The following is an 18198-nucleotide window of genomic DNA, read 5'->3' on the forward strand; positions in this document are numbered from 1 at the left end:
GTTCCCTCAATGAACGTGCGCGAGGATCGCCGCGCGTCGGAGCGTCGTGCGGAGTGAAGCGGTTTCATGCGGGTGCTATTGGTCGAGGACGAGGCAGAACTTGCGGGGGCGCTGAAGACAGCGCTTAGCCAACACCGCATGGTCGTCGATCATGCGCGTGACCTGGCGGAGGCGACCCTCGTTCTCAGCGATGCGGTCTATGACGTCGTCGTGCTCGATCGGCGGCTGCCGGATGGAGACGGGCTTTCGCTCATCCCGGCGATCAGATTGCGGGGCAACAGCGTGCCGGTGCTTGTGCTGACGGCGCTGGGCGAACTTGCGGATCGTGTCGCCGGACTTGATGGCGGCGCCGACGATTATATCGGCAAGCCCTTCGCATTCGAGGAGCTTCTGGCGCGCCTGCGGGCGCTGGCGCGGCGCCCCGTCGCCGTACAATCCGACGTCGTGGCGGTCGGCCGCCTGTCGTTCGACCTCGCCCATCTTGAAGCCAATGTCGATGGCGTGCCCCTGAAAATGCCACGCCGTGAACTGCTGGTTCTCGAAACCCTGACGCGGCGCATGGGGCGGATGGTGCTGCGTGCGGCCCTCATGGAAGCCGTGTTCGGCCTTGACGACGAAATCCAGTCGAACGCCCTCGATACCCACATATCGCGTGTGCGGAGAAAGCTTCTCGACGCCAATGCAGGCGTCACGATCAATGGCATTCGCGGCGTCGGCTACCTCCTGCGGGAAGCGCAATGATCACCGGCACGCCGCACTCCTTCAAATGGCGGCTCGTCCGCTGGCTGGTGCTCTTCGAAACAGCCGCCATCAGCCTTGTAATCGCCATCGCGGTCGGTCTGCTCTGGGCGACTGGCTATCTTATCGACGGCTACGAGAACGGCAATATCGATGTGCTCACGGACGCGATCGTGCGCGATGGGCAGAACAACCTCGTCGTCCAGGAAACCCCAGAGCTGGCCCGGCTGCGGCGCGAAGTAGGCGAGATCTGGTTCATCGCTCGCGACCGCGCCGGACACAGGCTTTCCGAAGGCGCGGTGCCTCAGGCATTCGCCTTTGCCACGGCCGGTCTCGACCGGATGAACGACGGACGCTTCAGGCTCTCGCCCGACAAGGATTCGCGGCCGGAAGCCGTCGTCAAATGGGTCGATTCGCCCGCGGGGAATATCCAGATCTTCACCGGCACGGAGGGGCAACTCACGCTTCGCCGGCTGCTGCTCGGCACCTCTGGCGCGTTCCTGACCATTTTCGTGCCTATGCTGCTGTTACTGGCACTCGCCACCATCATCGTCACGCCGATCGTCGTTCGCCGGATGCTGGCCGGTCTCTCGCATGCAGCAGCCCATGCAGCCCATATCGAGTTTGACCAGCAGGGCGTGCAGATGCCGATCAAGGGCGTTCCGGCCGAATTCCTGCCGCTGGTCGAAGCTTTCAACAATGCCCTCAAACGCCTCGACGAGGGATATGCCCGCCACAAGCGCTTTCTCGCCCAGGCGGCTCACGAGTTGCGCACCCCCATTGCAATCCTCAACACGCGGGTAGCAACATTGCCGCCGAGCGACGGCAAGGCGCGGCTGATCGAGGACACCAATCGCCTGGCTACACTCGCCGGCCAACTGCTCGACCTGCAGCGCCTCGGTAAACGAACGACCCCGTTTTGCCCGCTCGACCTCAGGGCACTCGCCGAACGCGTCATTGCCGATCTGGCGCCACTTGCCTTTGCCGCCGGATACGAAATGTCCTTCGATGCGGCAGACGAGCCGATGATCGTCCTTGGCGATCATTCGTCGCTCGAACGGGCTTTGACCAATCTCGTGCAGAATGCCATCGAGCACGGCGGTCGTCGCGGCAAGATCACTTTTCGCGTCATTGCGCCGGCGCGCGTCGAAATCTGCGACGAAGGAGACGGCGTCCCACTTGCAGAGCGCGAACGAATTTTCGAGCCGTTCAGCCGGCTTCATCCCGGCGGCAAGGGCGCCGGGCTGGGCTTGAGCTTGGTCAGGGAGATCGTGCACCTCCACGGTGGCCATGTCGCGATCGTCGACGCGACATCGGGCGGCGCATGTTTCAGGATCGACCTGCCGCCGGCATGACGCGCTACTGCATGTTTCCTTAAATCGTATCCGATTCAAGGATAAAAACATGCAGCAATTTAAAGTGCTACAGCGACCTTTGCGCGTCTGATAAGACGCGCGGCGCTGTAAAGAAGCGTGTTCTCTCTGCGCCATGCTCGCCGCTTCGACTTTTCGGAAAGGGGGTCGATCGTAAAGATTGTATTTAATCTTTTCCGGTAAGTTTCCGTTAGCAATTTCACATCAATGGGGTCCCGGCGGTACTGTTGTTCGCCGTCGACAATGTTTTGCGTACGGGTGCTCATGCGTTTTTCAGCTGTGCCAGCAATGTTCCTTGCCTGTCTGGTTTTGGCGGGCTGCACGTCCAGTTCGACGCTGGACACGATCGTGCCGCAGCAGCCCTCGCGCGAAACGACGAGTTCGGTCGTGCCGACGTCTCCCGTGCCTTCGGCCAATGTCGGCGTCGCAGCGGCTCAAGCCGCCCCGCCGCAGGAGGTGCTGGCCTGGGCCGGAGCAGTTCCGGAACCGGAAGCCTTCCGACCGCAGGCTAAGACGGCGGCAACGCCCATGCCGCTGGAGCGGCCCGTTGCCGTGATCGCCCCGGCAACACCCGCGGTCCTGACGACACCGGGGACACGCACGCAGATCTACAGCCATCGCTTCCGCGATGCCAAGCCGATTAATTTCGGCCGCGCATCCCCGCGCAAGATGGCCGTTCATGGTGTCGACGTGTCGCGCTGGCAGGGCGAGATCGACTGGCCCAAGCTGCGCGCGCAGGGTGCCAACTTCGCCTATATCAAGGCGACCGATGGCGGCGACCACCTCGATCCGATGTTCAAGAAGAACTGGCGCAAGGCAAAAGAAGCCGGGCTGAAGCGCGGCGCCTACCACTTCTTCTATTGGTGCCGCACGGCCGGCGAGCAGGCCGACTGGTTCATCCGCAATGTTCCAAGAGAAGCCGGCGCTCTGCCGCCTGTCATCGACGTCGAATACAACGGTGAGTCCAGCTGCAAGCGACGCCTGTCGCGCGCCCGTGTGCTTGAAAAGATGCAAGTCTTCATGGACAAGCTCGAGGCGCATTACGGCCAGCGACCGATCATCTACACCGCCCCGGATTTCTATCAGGACAACCTGACCGGCGAACTGCTCGACTACCCGTTCTGGCTGCGCTCGGTGGCAGCTCATCCCTCCAAGAGATATCCAGGCCGCAAGTGGATCTTCTGGCAGTATTCGGGCTCGGGCCTGTCGCACGGCGTCGAAGGCAAGATCGACCTTAATGTGTTCCACGGCAACGAGAACGAATGGCAGAACTGGCTCGCCAGGCGGGCAAGCTAGGTTTTGCGACAGACCAGGCGCCTGACGTGTGCCTGGCTGGCCTGATCTCTATTTCACAGCTGCGTTGCCCCTGAGCCGAAGCCTGCTGTGGTGCCGTCCCTATGCACTTGGGCCGCCGCATTGCGCGCGGGAGCAGCCGCGCGCTCCGGGCCCAGTTTCAAATCCTGAGTGATTACAACCTGCCTTGCATAAAGGCAGCTCCCCAAAAGAAAAAGCCTGCCGCGGGAGGAGGTGCGGCAGGCTTTCAAAGGGATTGAATGGCAACCGGGAGGAGGAGTGTCGCCATTCCGGCAAGCGCTCGTTGGGAGGAGGAGAAAGCGCTTGCACACTCGAAGTCCTGCGGGAGGAGATGCATCGCTTCGATGAGTTGACTATACAAGAATGCACGCGATTTCGTAGATCTGACTTCGCAGACCAGCCATGCGCGGAGCGCCGGTCAGGCACTCCGAGGGCACCATGCAGGTTCTACAGCGCCGCGCGTCTTATGAGACGTGCAAAGGTCACTGTAGCACTTTGAATTGCTGCATGTTTCTAAATAGGATTTAGGGAAACATGCAGTGGTCTTGACTGAAGAGACCATAGAAATGCCGGCGCACGGTTACCCCTTCGCGTGGGCGCGCCCACCAAGTCGGCAAAAAACGATAATATTCCAAATGGTTAGTTGAATATTAGCGACAGCGCCTGCAAACGTCACGCCCATGTCACGGGAACGGTCCCACAAACCGTGTTATAAAATCCCGTCATCGCGTGTCTCGGACATCCCTCCGCCATCGGTTGTGGATGCGAGAAGCATTGAAAGCCCATGCAAATCGGAAAGGATCGGCGGACTATGCCCCGCTACATGTACCATATCCATGCGGCCGGCGTGACGAGCCGCGATCAGGCCGGCAAACAGCACCCCAATGACGGCCGTGCGGTCGCTTACGGACAACTCATCGTCGACGAACTCGCCGAGGAATACGAATATCGGGGTGCGATCGTCGACGTCCTATCCCCGAGCGGGCGCCTGATCGCGCGTCTGGTTTCGAGCCGGGCGTTCCCGCCGTGGCTGCAATCCACACCACCCGAGCAGCGCGCGCTTCACTGATCCGCGTTCGGAAGTCTGTGCGGAGGCCGTCGCAATGGCCTCCGCTTGGACAATGCCAGTGAACGGGTTGGTTGAGGAAACATGCTTGGTATCGGCCATCGTCCGCTGGAACCGCTCCATAGGGTAGAAGCCGCGCGCTACGGCTCTCGCTGCGCGAATGAGCTAGCGCCGTCTCGCGCGTGACACAAGCACGTTGCGGATCGAAAAGCTGGAATGAATGCGCAACACGCCCGGGAGCTTCGCAAGGATTTCCTTGTGGATGCGCTCGAAGTCGCCGGCATTTTCGACCTCCACCCGCAACAGATAATCGGACCCGCCGGTCATGAGGTAACATTCCTGGATTTCCGGGTGTTTCCGCACCGCCGCCTCGAAGCGATTGAGGTGCTCCTCCGTCTGGCGTTCGAGCGTGATGTTGATGATCACCGCAATGGCGTTGTCGCCATCGGCGTTTCCGACCAGCGCCGTATAACCGCGGATCACGCCGCCCTGCTCCAGCAGATTGATGCGCCTCAAGCAGGCCGAAGGTGACAGCCCCACCTCGGCGGCGAGCTTTGTGTTGCTCATGCGCGCATTGAGACGCAGCAGACGAATGATGTTGCGATCGATCGCATCCAAACCGGACATGCAGATTCTTTCATTTTCCCGCCGATAATTCTTAAGATCAGCGAATACTCGAATATTCAAGCGCTACTTCGCATGATCGTGCTCGATTATTTCACTATGTTCGAGCGCAACTTCTGCCGGGTTTGGGGGCTGGTAACAGCGAGCATTTTGCGCGTACCTCAGCCCGTTTGACGATCGATCTGTGATCCTGAGGATGCGATGAAGATTACCATATTGGGCGCCGGTGTGATCGGCGTCACCTCCGCATATTATCTTGCCAAGGCGGGTCACGAGGTGACCGTCCTCGATCGGCAGTCCGGCCCTGCTCTGGAAACGAGCTTTGCCAATGCCGGCGAAATTTCTCCCGGCTATGCCTCGCCGTGGGCGGCACCCGGCATCCCGCAGAAGGCACTCAAGTGGCTGTTCATGAAGCACGCGCCCTTGATCATCCGCCCGATGGTGGACGCTGCCACCTGGCGCTGGATGACGGCAATGCTGCGCAACTGCACCTCGGCGCGTTACGCCGTCAACAAGGGGCGGATGGTCCGCCTTGCCGAATACAGCCGTGATTGCCTGATTGCGCTACGCGGGGAAACGGGCATTGCCTACGATCACCGCACGCAGGGCACCCTGCAGCTCTTCCGGACCGCCAAGCAACTCGACGGCATCGGCAAGGATATCGAAGTGCTGAAGGCCGATGGCGTGCCCTTCGAAGTGCTCGACCCGGCCGGCTGCGTGGCCGCTGAACCAGGCCTGCAACCGGTCCGCGACAAGATCGTCGGCGGCCTTCGGCTGCCGAATGACGAAACCGGCGACTGCTTCAAGTTCACCAACGAACTGCAGAGACGCGCCGAGGCTCTCGGCGTGCAGTTCCGCTTCGGCGTCGATATCCGCCGGCTTCGACAGGAGGGCAACCGCATCGTCGCCGTCGAGACGGCAGAGGGCGAGATCCGTTCCGACATCTTCGTCGCCGCCCTCGGCAGCTATACGCCGGCGCTCCTAAAGCCGCTCGGCCTTCGCCTGCCCGTCTATCCCGTGAAGGGCTACTCCATCACCGTTCCGATCGTCGACGAGACGCGGGCGCCGGTATCGACGATCATGGATGAGACCTACAAGATCGCCATCACCCGGCTTGGCGATCGAATTCGCGTCGGCGGCATGGCGGAGATCGCCGGCTTCAGCAGTGCCCTTCCCCAGACACGTCGCGCGACGCTCGAACATTCGGTCGAAGACCTGTTCGGCGGCGCTGGCAACCAGAGGCAAGCAACCTTCTGGTCCGGCTTGCGGCCGATGACGCCGGATGGAACACCGGTGGTCGGTGCAACGCGCTTCGCCAACCTGTTCCTCAACTCCGGGCACGGCACGCTCGGCTGGACCATGGCCTGCGGCTCGGGCCGCGTGCTGAGCGATCTGATCAGCGGCACCAAGCCCGAGATCGAAACGGCGGACCTGGCGATCAGCCGATACCACTGATGGGCATTCGTATCGCTTCGATGCCGAGCGTAAACGTCAGAACATACTGGTGATCCGCCGGGCCGTCACGAGTCCGCCTCGCCGGAGATCTGGCGTTGAACGCGCAAGCGGCATCCCCTTGCCCGTGCGTTGCAGGAACTGTCGATAAGCCGGATGCTCGATGAGAAGCCGTCGGCCAAGGCCTGACAAAAAGTCGACATCGTCGGGTTTCAACGTCAGGCGGTTGTGCAGCCGCATGATGCGTTTTGCCGTTGGCGGATCGGCGGTATCGGCGAGCGCCAGGCGAACGATGCCGACATCGAGATCGCGACAGCCTTTGCCGGAACGCTGAGTGGCGCAGCGCCATCTGATGACCTGATCACGCCAGACGGGCAATCGATTTTGCAGGGCATCGAAGCTCTGGAAGTTCGGAATGTTGATCATCGCATCGATCGCGGCCACGATCGCATCGGGGGCTTTCGGGCTCTTTGCATTGATGGAAAGATCACCTCCAACCCGCGTCGAGGCATCGACGACGATGACCAGCAGGTGCCGGAGCCGTCGCGCGCGGGCGGCAGGAAGCGGTTCCGGCGCTGGCCGGCCCATCAGATGCAGCAGGCTCTGTGTTCCGATGCCATCGACCAGGCCGCCGTCGTATAATTTGAGATAGTTCAGATCCGGCGCCGTCTCGTAGCGGCCGAGCGCATTCCAATATTCGCGCTCGACAAGCGACGTCGCGCCACGAGCAGACGACTGTGCTCGCGGGCTTCCGCCATCGCCTGGCAAACAGCTTTTGCTGAAGTTCTGCAGGGTGACCGGCGCAAACACCACCGGGACAGCGGCGGACGCCGCCACGGCATAGGCCAGCGGATAGTCATTGTAGTTGCTGCAGATTGCGGCAAAGGATGGACGATCGAAAATGAACGGGTTGCGATTGTAGAGGTCGGTGGCGTGGATCACCAGCCGAGGACGGTCAGGACGGCTCATGTCGCCAAGTGTCGCGCCCCGGAAGAGCTTGCGATCGAGCCAGGACGGGAACCCCGAGAGGTCGTTTATGCCACCCTGATAACCGCGCAGCAGATTTTGCGGCGTGAAGGCCGTGTGCAGCGAGGCTTCCACATCCTGACCGAGAAAATTCCGGCGAAAATCGTCAAGACCGGTCCGCCCGCGAAGCGCGAAATGGGAGGCAAGGACCGCACCGCCCGAAACCCCAGCAACGACTGCGACGTCATCGGCGAGCATTCGGTTCTTACCACCGGGCGAAGGCTGATCAGCCAGGGCGGACAGTACGCCATAGCCGAAGGCGGCAGATCTGGCACCACCGCCAGAAAAGGCAATGATGATGCCGACGTCGCCAAAGTTTTGCGCGTCCCGGAACTGGATGCTCCCGGTGGTGAAGACAAGTGGCTTGTTGGTCGGGCGCGTATCAGGCGCCATGCAGCCGGACAAGATCATGGCGCCGACAAGGACGCCTCTCCTCAGGACGCGGCCGGCGGTGATCCATAACCGCCGCAAATCGCGAACATCTGACCGCACGAGATGCCACCTGTCCCATCGTTCTCCGCAGTTCATCGCCATCTCGCTCCGTCCGCGGGCTGATCCAGCCGGGCCGACATTGATGTCGGCGCCGACCGTTCGAACACCTTACGGATCTAGATTGAGACAGCATGGCATGCCGCGGCGGGCGAAGCGAAAGCGGCGGCTCCGGCTCCCTCCGACAACGGTTTCTGGAAGATGGGATGCCTCCTCCGGCACCGTGGCCAAGCGGTTCTATCACTGAGGTCAACATGACTCTGGCCGCGACAGATGCCTTTATACCCGCCCGTCGTACCGATTATCCTCGGCGCCGCCGCGTTCGTGGCAATAACCGCAGGCAGTCCCGCACCAAGGCGTACAGTGCTCTTTCATTGGAAAGCAACCGCTCGGCATCGACTTTGCGCGCCACCAATCGCGGTGGCCTTCGGGGTCAATGGGACTTCGCCCTCGTCGGCTCGGATCGTTTCCGCCCGCCATCGAGATTCAAGCTGAGCTGCACGCCGCGGCTCAGCTTCGGCAAAGGTGCCGTGAGGTCGATACGGCCAAAAATCTGCTTGCGGCGCTCACTGTCGCGCTCCCGCTTCAGGCGAGAATCGGCGACGGCGGCCAGTGCGCGATTGATGATGTCAGTGCGGGTCATCGTTCATCTCCACATCTGTTCTCTTTTTGTTCTATTTTTAGCAGAATGTCAAGTGACCAGATCCCAGGTTGAGAACAGCGGCAACGCGGGCCGGTCGGCGCGACAGCAGCACGTGAGCGGCGGGTCACCCCGGCAGCCGCTAAAACGCGTCGCGATCTCCAGGATTCTCTTGTTGCGCTTTAAGCTCTGGTTCTGCGCATGCCGTTATCGCAAAACCGCTGCGCACTGCGCGACATGCTTTAGAACGTGATCTTCACCGAACTGGCGCTGCGGTTGGCCGGCCCGTGAAACACCGCCTCAATGTTGTTGCCATCGGGATCGAGCAGGAAGGCGGCGTAGTAACCTGGGTGATAGGGGCGTTCGCCGGGTGGCCCATTGTCCTTACCGCCGTTTTCAACGCCGGCCTTGTGAAAGGCGTCGACCATGGTGCGGTCCCGGGCCTGGAACGCGAGATGATGGCGCCCGGTCAGCTTTCCCTGGGCCGCTTCGCTATCGGCGGTCGACACGAAAAGCTCGTCGGCCCAGAAGTAGTCTTTGCCCTCGCCTCCCATCGGCACATCGAGAGCTTGAAACACGGCTTCGTAAAACCTCCGGCTGGCGCCGAGATCCTTGATCACGAGTTGAATATGGTCGATCAGCCGACCGCGGTGCAATTCCATCCGGAAATCCTCCGTTCGCAATCGGCAGAAATTTAGGTCCGACCTGAGGTCCGTCAATGGTGGCGGAGCATCGGCACCTTGGCCGCCTCAGGTCTCCGGGGCCGAAGACAGGATTTGGACGATGTGATTATAAGGGCTTGAAATAGCCGCAATCGCTCGCCATATGGGGCATAACGAATTGATCGTTGAGCATAGACAGTCTCGGTGAGACGGATGTGTTCCGGTCAGAGTTTGCGCTAAACCGCTGACCACGGATGTACTGGCAGGGTAAAGCAGCGAACGGGAAAAGGTCGGCATTGCCGGCCTTTTTTGTTTTGGGATCCCTCGGTCTCATCAAAATCCGAACAGATCGGTTGCGCTCGACTGCCTTTGTCTGGCAGAAGACCCGGGAACGCGATCGCCATCAGTTTTAGGGTGGGGTCGGGCGGGCGATTGACGTCTACCTCGCTGCCACGAGACCACGTGGCCGTTCACGAATTTTCCGCGGCATGAGCCGTCGGAATGGCGGCGCCGCTGACATGCGAAAGAGCCATGATCTCATTCAGACCTATGCTTGAGAGCGAGTATGCTGGATATCTCGCCTATTTCATCCCCGACTATGCCACGGAGATCGCCGCCAACTACGGGCTCCCCGACGCAGACGCCCTCGCCCAGGCAACCGGTGAAATCGCCGAGGACCTGCCGCAAGGCGTCGGCACGCCAGGCAACGTCCTGCTGTGTCTGATCGACAGCGAAAGCGCCGAGCATGTCGGCTATCTCTGGTATCGACCGGACGCGAAGGGCCGCTCAGCCTTCATCAGCGATTTCCATATTCTGCCCACCCACCAGGGAAAAGGCCTTGGAAAGCTCGCGATCGAAGCACTTGAGGCCGAGCTCTTGGCAAACGGGTTCGACCAGATCAAATTGCGCGTCGCCGAAGACAACAGCCGCGCCCGGCATGTCTATGAGGCAACAGGGTTTCGGGTCACCGGCACCAATATGAGCAAGACGCTCAAGCCGCGCTAGAACTCAACGCATACTCAGATATGGCATCGGCGGTTGCCCCCGGTTACGATCCCATGCGGAACTTAAGCCGGCCGTCGTCGTTGGTACCTTGCTGCTGCATGTTTCCTTAAATCCTATTCGATTTAAGGATAAAAACAGGCAGCCATTCAAAGTGCTACAGCGACCTTTGCGCGTCTAATAAGACGCGCAAAGGTCGCTGTAGAACAAACGAGGTGCAAAAAATGGCAAATGACATTCAGCGATCCGTCGAAGACCAGATTTCCGAGCTGCGGGCACAGGTTGCCGATCTGACACGATCGATCTCCGCACGCGCTGGCGAGGCTGCAGGCAGTGCCGCCGATCTGGCGGAGGACGCAAGAGGACGGGTGAGCTCGGCCGCACGTGTTGTGCGTGCACAGGGACAAAGCGTTGTCGAAGCGGCAAAGGACAACCCGGGCACCGCGACGACGGTCGTCAGTACGGCGGGACTGATCGGCTTTGCCATCGGAGTCCTTGTCGGCGTGTCCTTCCAAAGCAACGCGCGGTGGCGATAGCAGGCAGAGCCTGAGGTTGACCCTTCCGTCAACCGCAGGGTCAGGCGCTACTCTATTGCATCGGCATGTTCACCAACAGGGTGCCGGCCACCCCGAGCCCAATCAGGATGAAATGGGTGATCTGCATGGTCTCCTGACGGACATAGTAGGCAAACCAGGCACCGCCGAGCAGCATGATCAGGCTGAGAGCGATGAAGGCTGCGAGAGCGAGGTTCGCCCATATCATCGCGGCGGCACCGTCCGATAGTCCGAAGAATGCGCCGATAAGCATGATGGCGGCCGCCGCCAAAAGCATCATGGTTGCCACCTCCATCACCAGAACGAAGCTGAAGACCATACGATGCCACACAGCGTTCGTTACACGGCGCGACAACAGCGGTGTACGGATGGGCGGTTCCTGATCGAAGAGCTGCATGCCCATCAGCATACCAACCGCAAAGACGCCATTGCGAAATGCGACGACGTTGTTGAGGACGATAACGGCAAGCCAGAGCGCGAGCCCGGAGAGCAGTACGGCTTTGATCAGAAGAAGCGAGGTTGGTTGAGTCATTTCGATATCACCATGGGTTGGGGCCTGCACGCTCAAGCGCGATACCTTGATGACGATCGGCAGTGGCCGCCCGTGACACCCGTATGACGCTTTTTTCGCTCAGCGTCGCTTTTTCCATGCGGACGGAGGCTGTCCACAGCTTGAGCAATAAGTTGGGGATCAACCGGCAGCCCGCGATGTGCCCGCTCCCGACGCGTCTGGACGCCTTATTGAGGCCACGAAAGCAGTGGCACCATTCCTGTCGGCGGGCCTAAGACCCATTGCCTTGCGCGGGATCGAACGAGGGCCTGCGCAAGGCATGATCGGCAAGGCGCCTGTCGCCAGTACCTATCAGAGCGAGTGATGTCAGAGGCCGCCTATTACGGCTATGGCGCTTGCCTGCGCAATTCGGCGATTAGCGGCGTCGTTGAGTCAGCGCCATGCCTGCCAGGATCAGAACCACGCCAAGGGCGCTTGCAAGGAAGGTTGCGGATGTTCCCCGCAACAGATCGAGCGCCACGCCCGAGACCATCTGCCCGCCGATCACCAGCAGGGCGGTATTGACGGCACCGATGCGCGCGATGAGCCAGCTGCCGGCGGCAACGAAGACCACACCGATCGAACCACCGAGATAGGCGTGCCAAGGCGCGTCCGCAGCGCCCGCCGGGATCGGCCCGCCGACCGACAGCCCAAGAATGCTCAACGCGACGAAGCCGACGACATGGTTCCAGAACGATGCGATCAGCGGTGACGTCGAGAGACTGAGCCGGCCATTGACCTGCCGGCTGACACCAACAAGCACACCGGCGAGACAGGCGAGAAGGATCGGCAAGGTCATGCGCTGCCTCTGCCGAACAGGATGATAAGGGCGCTGCCGGCAACGATCAGTGCCATGGCTGCCAGATCGCGGCGATCCGGGCGGCGCATCGGCAGGCCGAACAGCCCCCAGCGATCCGCAGCGATGCTGAATACCACCTGGCCCGCCAGCCCCAAGGCAAGAGTCCCGGATAGTGCAAGCGGTGAGTTCACGGCAAAGGAGGTCAACATGACGGTCACGCCGCCGGAAATCCCGCCAAGATAGGCCCAGAGCGGCGCATGCGGTTTCGTCCCGGCATTCCGGTCGCGCCAGGGATAAAGCATGGCGAGCATCACAAGCGCCGCCACAGTCCCCGTGCCATGCGCCGCCCAGGACGAGAACAACGCGTTGCCGTAGCGTCCCAGTTCGCCGTTGAAGTGAACCATGAGGGTCAAGAGCCCGCCGGTACCAAAGGCGGCCAGGAGATGCAGCGGATTGAGTGGGTGCCCGGAGGGACTGGTCATGAAGGGGTGCTCGCAACAGAATCGGTCATGCGGCAATCATTACCTGCCGATTGCCTTTCCTCCAGAGACTTCGATGACAGACTGACAGCTTTCACTCGGTTTCGCCCAACAACCCGACTGGCTGCAGTTTCGCCTTGCGATGTTCTGCGCGGGGCCGCCCGGCGGCGTCTACGGCGTGGGCGCCACAGGCGGCATCACCTATATGAGGACGATCAACGCCGATGACATTCTGACCGACGGCAAGGATATCGGCATTCGCCTGCGCGGCGGCATGATGTCAAACACCGCCCGCCGGTACTACAGGCGGGCTATGGCGTCACCAAATCCTACACCACCGGCTGCAATACGAACTGCACGATCACGCCCTCTCTCCCGGCGTGATCCCGGGCAGCCGAAACATTCAGCGCCCGGGGATCCAGGTGATGAAACGGACGAGTTTGTCCGTCAGCCCCTTGTACGGCGGTGTGATCAAATCGCTCGGCGCCGGATCGTATTTTCTGAGCACCGACATCGACTTGGAAAAGGTCAGGAACCCTTCCCTGCCGTGGTAGTGGCCCATGCCGCTTGCCCCGACACCGCCGAAAGGCACGTCGTTGCAGGCAAACTGGTAGAGCGTATCGTTGATGCAGACACCCCCGGCAACGACGCGGGCGAGGATCGCGTCGATCTCGGCTGCATCTGCGCTGAAGCAATAAAGCGCAAGCGGCCGGTCGCGACCGAGCACATAGCCGATCGCCTCGGCCGTGGTGCGATAGCTGATGACCGGCAGGATCGGCCCGAAGACCTCCTCGCGCATAACCGCGCTGTCTTGTCTGGGATCGAGCACTACGGTGGGCTCGAGCATTCGCACCCGCGACGGTGGCATCTGTTTCATGTCCAGCAGCGAGACCAGTTCGTGTCCGCGTGCCCGCGCATCGTTTACCAGACTGGCGAGGCGGGCGTGCTGGGCTTCGTTGATGATCGACGTGTAGTCCTCATAACCGTTGCCGGCACCGTAGCGCTCGCCCATCTGCTGCTTCAGCAGGCCGACGAAGGCATCGCGTTTGCTCTCATGAACAAGGACATAGTCCGGCGCGATGCAGGTTTGGCCGGCATTGAAGAACTTGCCGGTGGCGATGCGGTTCGCCGCCCGTGGCAAGTCCGCTGTCTCACCGACGATGGCGGGTGATTTGCCGCCGAGCTCCAGCGTGACCGGGGTCAGATTCTGAGCCGCAGCCGCCATCACCTTGCGGCCGACGGCGGTGGAGCCGGTGAAGAACAAATGGTCGAACGGCAGCGCGGAAAAGGCCGCCGAGAGATCGGCGCCGCCAAGCGCCACCGTCGCGCGCGTGTCTGGGAAAACATCGGCGATGAGCGTGCGCAAAAACTCCGACGTGCGCGGCGTATGTTCGGACGGCTTGAGAAGCACATGATTGCCGGCACCGATCGCAGCAACCAGAGGCGCCAGCGCCAGATTGACCGGATAGTTCCACGGCGAAATGATCCCGACGACACCAAGCGGAACGAACCGAATTTCTGCCTTTGCCGGCCAGAGCTTCCATCCGGCCGCCCGGCGTTCGGGCTTCATCCAGGCCTTGAGCCTGGCCAGCGTGTGATCGATCTCCGAAAGGACCACGCTTCCTTCGCCGAGCAGCGTTTCGTGGACTGAGCGATGGCCGAAATCGGCGCTGACCGCCTTCGACATCTCATCCATGCGCTCGCGGAAAAGACGGCGCAGACGCTTCAGGTCGTTCCGCCGTTGCTCGTAGGACGGACGCTGTTCGAGCCAGGCGGCTCGCAACCGCTCGAAACTCTGCTGCAGCTGAGACGGATGACTATCTTGCATGCGCATTGCCTTCGGTCGAGCGCGCGAACAGCCATTGCGCCGTATAGTAGGTACCCAGCACCCAGACGGCATTATAGGGAATGTTCCAGCGGAACCGCCCGTAGGCGAGCAGTGTGTCGCTGACCATGAAGAACAGGCCGCCGAGGGCGGCAGATCGCGCGGCGGATTTCTGCGGCGCTCCAACGGTCAGCTGAAGGTCACGGGAAATCGCCTGCGCGGCCATTGCTGCCAGCGCTAGAGCGTAGAAGACAACGGGAATGCGCATACCGGGCGGCAAGGACGACCACAATCCGGCAATGACGATAAGGCCGATCCCTGCGAAGAGGGCGAATATTCCCTTGTCGGCGGCAAAGCGGCTGTCACGGCTCAGCGCCCAGATATAGGCGCAGTGGGTCAGGAGAAAGCAGACGAGGCCGGCGAGGAAATAGTCGCCCGGCAACATCAGAAAGAAGTCGCCTGCCGCCGCAAAGGCGAGCCCGACGACAATCGCCAGCCCATAGGCCCGCGATGGCGGGCCGATGTTGCGTAGAACAGCAATGAGCAAAAGTATCGTTGCCGTCGGCTTGGTGACGTAATGCAACCACCGCCAGCCGGATTGATCGCCGCCGGCCAAGAGACTGCCGATGATGGCGAGAACCGCGCAAACGGCAAACAGCGCATAGATCGATGCGTTGTTTCGCGCGCTCAAAGTACTGCTCTGCCTCATGCCCGTCCCTCGTTATCAGCGAGACTGGCTCGCCCTTATTGCCCAACAACGACCGCCATCGCCGATCCGCAACCGTTTATTCGAGGGACTGTAGTCAAGCCCCGGATATTGTCCATAGCTGAACAAATATGGAGGCGCTGTTCCTTGCGCGTAAGGCTGAGTGGAATCCATTTCTAGTGCCGCCCGGCATCCGTCTGCATCGGAGAAGCAATTGGTTGGCGATCAGCGGTGTTCGCTACCGGCGAATGCTTTCTATAATTATCACTACATATTTCTGCGGTCAGGGTTGCGGGAGATGCTTTTGCTATTTATATAAACTTCACTACAGAAAGGAATGCTCATGGCGACCAGGGGACGGCCACGTGGTTTCGACCGCGATCTTGCGCTTCAAAAAATCACGGAGGTGTTTTGGGCGAAGGGTTACGAGGCCGCCCAGCTCAACGACCTGACGGCGGCAATCGGCATCACGCCGCCGAGCTTCTACGCCGCGTTCGGGTCGAAGGAAGCCGCGTTTCGCGAGGCGGTCAGCCTCTATGCCGCGACAGCAGGATCGGGCCCGATGCGCGCACTCGATGAGGGTGAAACGGCGCTACAGGCGATACGCGCGATGCTTCTCGCCAGTATCGAGGTCGCGCTTAGGGCACCGCAATCGAACGGCTGCCTGTTGATTCTCGGCGTGATGAATTGCCAGCCAGAAACCGGGCCACTCTTCGACCTGCTCAAAGGCATAAGGAAAGAAACGGTGGAGCGCGTACACGCAAGGCTGGAGCGCGGCGTGGCCGACGGCGACCTCCCGCAAACCACCGACATACCGACACTGGCGACCTATTACGGTGCCATGATGCAAGCCATTTCCATGCAGGCCCGCGATGGCGCGACCCGACAGGAGCTCGAAGCCCTCGTCGGTCCATCCCTCGCCGCACTGCAGGGAATACCGGCTGCCGATCAAGAAGTCTCAACACCTTGAGAGAGAATATGCTGCAGCCCATCGAAACGACCGTCAGCGCTGTGCCCACCCGGACCGGAAAGGTCGTGATACCGGCCGAACTCCAGTCGGATGTGGATCAGTTTCATTACGCGCCCGCGCGCCGTGCCGGTGATTTCGTCTACCTGTCCGGCATTGTTGCCGCAAACGGCGACACCGAACCGATGGACGCCGAAGGATTTCGTCGCGAACTGCGCCGTGTCTTCACGTTGATCGAGCAATTGCTGGCTGCGTGCGAGGCGCGCCTCGATGACGTCGTCGAACTCCAGATGTTTCATGTGTTCGGAAGTGACCGCCTGGCATTGGACAAGGCGGGGCAACTGGCCGCGATCGCCGCGGTGCGGGACGAGTTCTTTGCTATCCCCTACCCCGCCGCGGTCGAGCTTGCCGTGGCCGACCTCAATCCGGACGGTGGGCTGGTCGAGATCAAGGCGACGGCATTCGCACCGCTTGGTTGACGTGTTTTCCGCCCGATCAATAATATCGGGGCCTGTCGAGCGCACCGACGCTTTCATTCGTTTGCCGGCCAGCGGCGCGCGCAGCCCAGGCGACCGTGTCGGCAATGCCACCGAAGGGGTAGAGATGCAGCATGACCGTGCCGAGATCGCGGCCCGCCATGCCGCCTGCAAGCCGGCTCATGAAACGATCCGGCCCTATTTTGGTGACGAGATTGGCCAGCGAGAACCCGTATTTTCCGACGATCGCTGCGGATGAACTTACACCGAACTGAGCAGCAAACCGCAGCAGTCGCTTCACATCCGCGGGCCCAGGCACGCCGATGCGGATCGGTGCATTGATGCCACGCGCCCTGACCTGCGCGATCCAATCGACGATCGCATCTGCGTCGAAACCGAATTGCGTGGTGATCTCGACGCTGCAGCCGCGGGCCTTGAGCAACTCGAGCTTCTCCGCGAGTGCCTCCCACAGGCGCGGCTGGCCAATCTTCGGATGGCCTTCCGGGTAGCCGGCAATCCCGACATTGACGATGCCGTGGTCCGAGATGATACCGCTGGCAATCAGATCGAGCGAATCCTTATAGGGACCGGCTGGCGACGACGGATCGCCGCCCACGAACATGAACCTGGCGGGACGCGCTGCGCTGATCAGGCCCGTGAGCAATTCGTCCCGATCCTGCACCGATTTCAGCCGCCGGGACGAAACGATGGGGACAGGCTCGAAGCCCCATTGCCGGATACACGCGGCTGCCTCGATGCGTTGCGCGTGGCTCTCGTTGCCGAGGAAGGCGATATTGATTGGCGTGCCGGCAGAAATCTCGGATTTCGCAGCTTCGATTTGCCAGATATCCTTGCCGGTAATCTCCAGTGAATAGTCACGAAACAGAGCAGAACCGTGTTGTATGAGCGCGGTCATGAAGATCCTTTGCCGGTGCGACGGGCTTGGGTCGCCTCGAGTCAACGGCGCGAGCTGTCGGGCTCGGGCATGCCTCAATCTAAGGCTTGGTCGAGTTGGAAGCGGGCACGGTTTTCTGCGGCGGCCGAGCCACCATGCCTCCGCGCATGCGGCATTGATCTAGCCGATCGAAATTGCCGCGTCGACGCGCCAAGCGTCGCAGGCCCTCATCCAGTCCGAAGAAAATATGGGACGCAAGCGCCGACCTGCCGAATGGCTCGGGGGCTCGAAGCGCGGCGCTCAGCGACAGTGTCCGGACCGAACGAGCAGCGTCAGAAATAGAAAGCGCCCGCTCGTTTCCGAGCGGGCGCTTCATGAAATCTTTGATGGTCTCAGGCGCGGTTAGCGGCCGAAGGCATTGCGGGCAATGCTCGGGATGTCGGCGCGGTCGATGCCGAGGTCGCGCAGTTCGCGCGTGGACATGCGGCCCAGTTCGGAGACCGTCTGCCGGTACTTGAGCCAGTTGTTGAAAGAGCGTGCTACGTTCATGATGATCCCCTT

The 18198-nt window shown here is 61.2% G+C and carries 20 protein-coding genes; 9 read left to right on the forward strand and 11 right to left on the reverse strand.

Annotated features, from left to right (window positions below; all coding sequences use genetic code 11):
* The first annotated feature begins 66 nt into the window (after nt 1-66).
* From ASD03_RS17825 to ASD03_RS17845, 4 genes are all read left to right on the forward strand, one after another.
* Nucleotides 67-741 (forward strand): response regulator transcription factor, encoded by a 675-nt coding sequence (locus ASD03_RS17825; RefSeq protein ID WP_057207377.1) that lies wholly within the window; start codon nt 67-69, stop codon nt 739-741.
* Complete coding sequence (locus ASD03_RS17830; protein WP_057214637.1) at nt 738-2093, forward strand: HAMP domain-containing sensor histidine kinase; 1356 nt, start codon at nt 738-740, stop codon at nt 2091-2093. The genes ASD03_RS17825 and ASD03_RS17830 overlap by 4 nt, the downstream gene beginning before the upstream one ends.
* Before the next feature lie 282 nt (nt 2094-2375).
* Entirely contained in the window at nt 2376-3407 is a 1032-nt protein-coding gene (locus ASD03_RS17840; RefSeq protein ID WP_057214642.1) for a GH25 family lysozyme, read from the forward strand.
* An 829-nt stretch (nt 3408-4236) separates the two neighbouring features.
* A complete protein-coding gene (locus tag ASD03_RS17845) occupies nt 4237-4494 on the forward strand; it encodes a hypothetical protein (RefSeq protein WP_128090487.1) in 258 nt (85 codons plus the stop codon).
* A 162-nt stretch (nt 4495-4656) separates the two neighbouring features.
* Here the strand turns inward: ASD03_RS17845 and ASD03_RS17850 are convergent, their stop codons facing one another.
* A complete protein-coding gene (locus tag ASD03_RS17850; RefSeq protein ID WP_025428262.1) occupies nt 4657-5118 on the reverse strand; it encodes an Lrp/AsnC family transcriptional regulator in 462 nt (153 codons plus the stop codon).
* A gap of 198 nt (nt 5119-5316) precedes the next feature.
* Between ASD03_RS17850 and ASD03_RS17855 the strand changes: the two genes are divergently transcribed.
* Nucleotides 5317-6570: a D-amino acid dehydrogenase gene (locus ASD03_RS17855; protein WP_057214645.1), complete on the forward strand. Its 1254-nt coding sequence runs from the start codon at nt 5317-5319 to the stop codon at nt 6568-6570.
* Nucleotides 6571-6606: 36 nt separating this feature from the next.
* Here ASD03_RS17855 and ASD03_RS17860 read toward each other — a convergent pair whose 3' ends face one another.
* From ASD03_RS17860 to ASD03_RS17870, 3 genes are all read right to left on the reverse strand, one after another.
* On the reverse strand, nt 6607-8085 hold the full coding sequence (locus tag ASD03_RS17860) for a patatin-like phospholipase family protein (RefSeq protein WP_162250509.1): 1479 nt from the start codon (nt 8083-8085) through the stop codon (nt 6607-6609).
* Between the two features lie 430 nt (nt 8086-8515).
* On the reverse strand, nt 8516-8725 hold the full coding sequence (locus tag ASD03_RS17865; RefSeq protein WP_025428259.1) for a hypothetical protein: 210 nt from the start codon (nt 8723-8725) through the stop codon (nt 8516-8518).
* 239 nt (nt 8726-8964) lie between these two features.
* On the reverse strand, nt 8965-9384 hold the full coding sequence (locus ASD03_RS17870) for a VOC family protein (RefSeq protein ID WP_025428258.1): 420 nt from the start codon (nt 9382-9384) through the stop codon (nt 8965-8967).
* A gap of 531 nt (nt 9385-9915) precedes the next feature.
* On the opposite strand from ASD03_RS17870, the gene ASD03_RS17875 reads away from it, so the two are divergent.
* A complete protein-coding gene (locus ASD03_RS17875; protein ID WP_057214676.1) occupies nt 9916-10389 on the forward strand; it encodes a GNAT family N-acetyltransferase in 474 nt (157 codons plus the stop codon).
* Nucleotides 10390-10610: 221 nt separating this feature from the next.
* Entirely contained in the window at nt 10611-10922 is a 312-nt protein-coding gene (locus ASD03_RS17880; RefSeq protein WP_057207381.1) for a hypothetical protein, read from the forward strand.
* 52 nt (nt 10923-10974) lie between these two features.
* On the opposite strand, the gene ASD03_RS17885 is transcribed toward ASD03_RS17880, so the two are convergent.
* From ASD03_RS17885 to ASD03_RS17905, 5 genes are all read right to left on the reverse strand, one after another.
* A complete protein-coding gene (locus ASD03_RS17885; protein ID WP_057214651.1) occupies nt 10975-11472 on the reverse strand; it encodes a DUF2165 family protein in 498 nt (165 codons plus the stop codon).
* A gap of 394 nt (nt 11473-11866) precedes the next feature.
* Nucleotides 11867-12289, reverse strand: coding sequence for a DMT family transporter (locus ASD03_RS17890; protein ID WP_057214654.1), 423 nt, complete (start codon nt 12287-12289; stop codon nt 11867-11869).
* Nucleotides 12286-12771 (reverse strand): DMT family transporter, encoded by a 486-nt coding sequence (locus ASD03_RS17895; RefSeq protein WP_057214657.1) that lies wholly within the window; start codon nt 12769-12771, stop codon nt 12286-12288. The genes ASD03_RS17890 and ASD03_RS17895 overlap by 4 nt, the downstream gene beginning before the upstream one ends.
* A 400-nt stretch (nt 12772-13171) precedes the next feature.
* A complete protein-coding gene (locus ASD03_RS17900) occupies nt 13172-14602 on the reverse strand; it encodes a coniferyl aldehyde dehydrogenase (protein ID WP_156407981.1) in 1431 nt (476 codons plus the stop codon).
* Nucleotides 14586-15302 carry a lysoplasmalogenase gene (locus tag ASD03_RS17905; RefSeq protein ID WP_025428253.1) on the reverse strand — a complete coding sequence of 239 codons (717 nt, stop codon included), beginning with the start codon at nt 15300-15302 and terminating at the stop codon, nt 14586-14588. The genes ASD03_RS17900 and ASD03_RS17905 overlap by 17 nt, the downstream gene beginning before the upstream one ends.
* Before the next feature lie 340 nt (nt 15303-15642).
* On the opposite strand from ASD03_RS17905, the gene ASD03_RS17910 reads away from it, so the two are divergent.
* Nucleotides 15643-16269 carry a TetR/AcrR family transcriptional regulator gene (locus tag ASD03_RS17910; protein ID WP_025428252.1) on the forward strand — a complete coding sequence of 209 codons (627 nt, stop codon included), beginning with the start codon at nt 15643-15645 and terminating at the stop codon, nt 16267-16269.
* Between the two features lie 8 nt (nt 16270-16277).
* Nucleotides 16278-16745, forward strand: coding sequence for a Rid family hydrolase (locus ASD03_RS17915; protein WP_025428251.1), 468 nt, complete (start codon nt 16278-16280; stop codon nt 16743-16745).
* A gap of 16 nt (nt 16746-16761) precedes the next feature.
* On the opposite strand, the gene ASD03_RS17920 is transcribed toward ASD03_RS17915, so the two are convergent.
* The gene (locus ASD03_RS17920; protein ID WP_063997085.1) at nt 16762-17658 is read right to left on the reverse strand and encodes a methylenetetrahydrofolate reductase; all 897 of its coding nucleotides are present in this window, start codon (nt 17656-17658) and stop codon (nt 16762-16764) included.
* Nucleotides 17659-18039: 381 nt separating this feature from the next.
* A complete protein-coding gene (locus ASD03_RS37810) occupies nt 18040-18186 on the reverse strand; it encodes a DUF1127 domain-containing protein (RefSeq protein ID WP_067698903.1) in 147 nt (48 codons plus the stop codon).
* Nucleotides 18187-18198: the final 12 nt, after the last annotated feature.

The sequence above is a fragment of the Ensifer sp. Root127 genome (assembly GCF_001425225.1).
Taxonomy (GTDB): Bacteria; Pseudomonadota; Alphaproteobacteria; order Rhizobiales; family Rhizobiaceae; genus Ensifer; species Ensifer canadensis.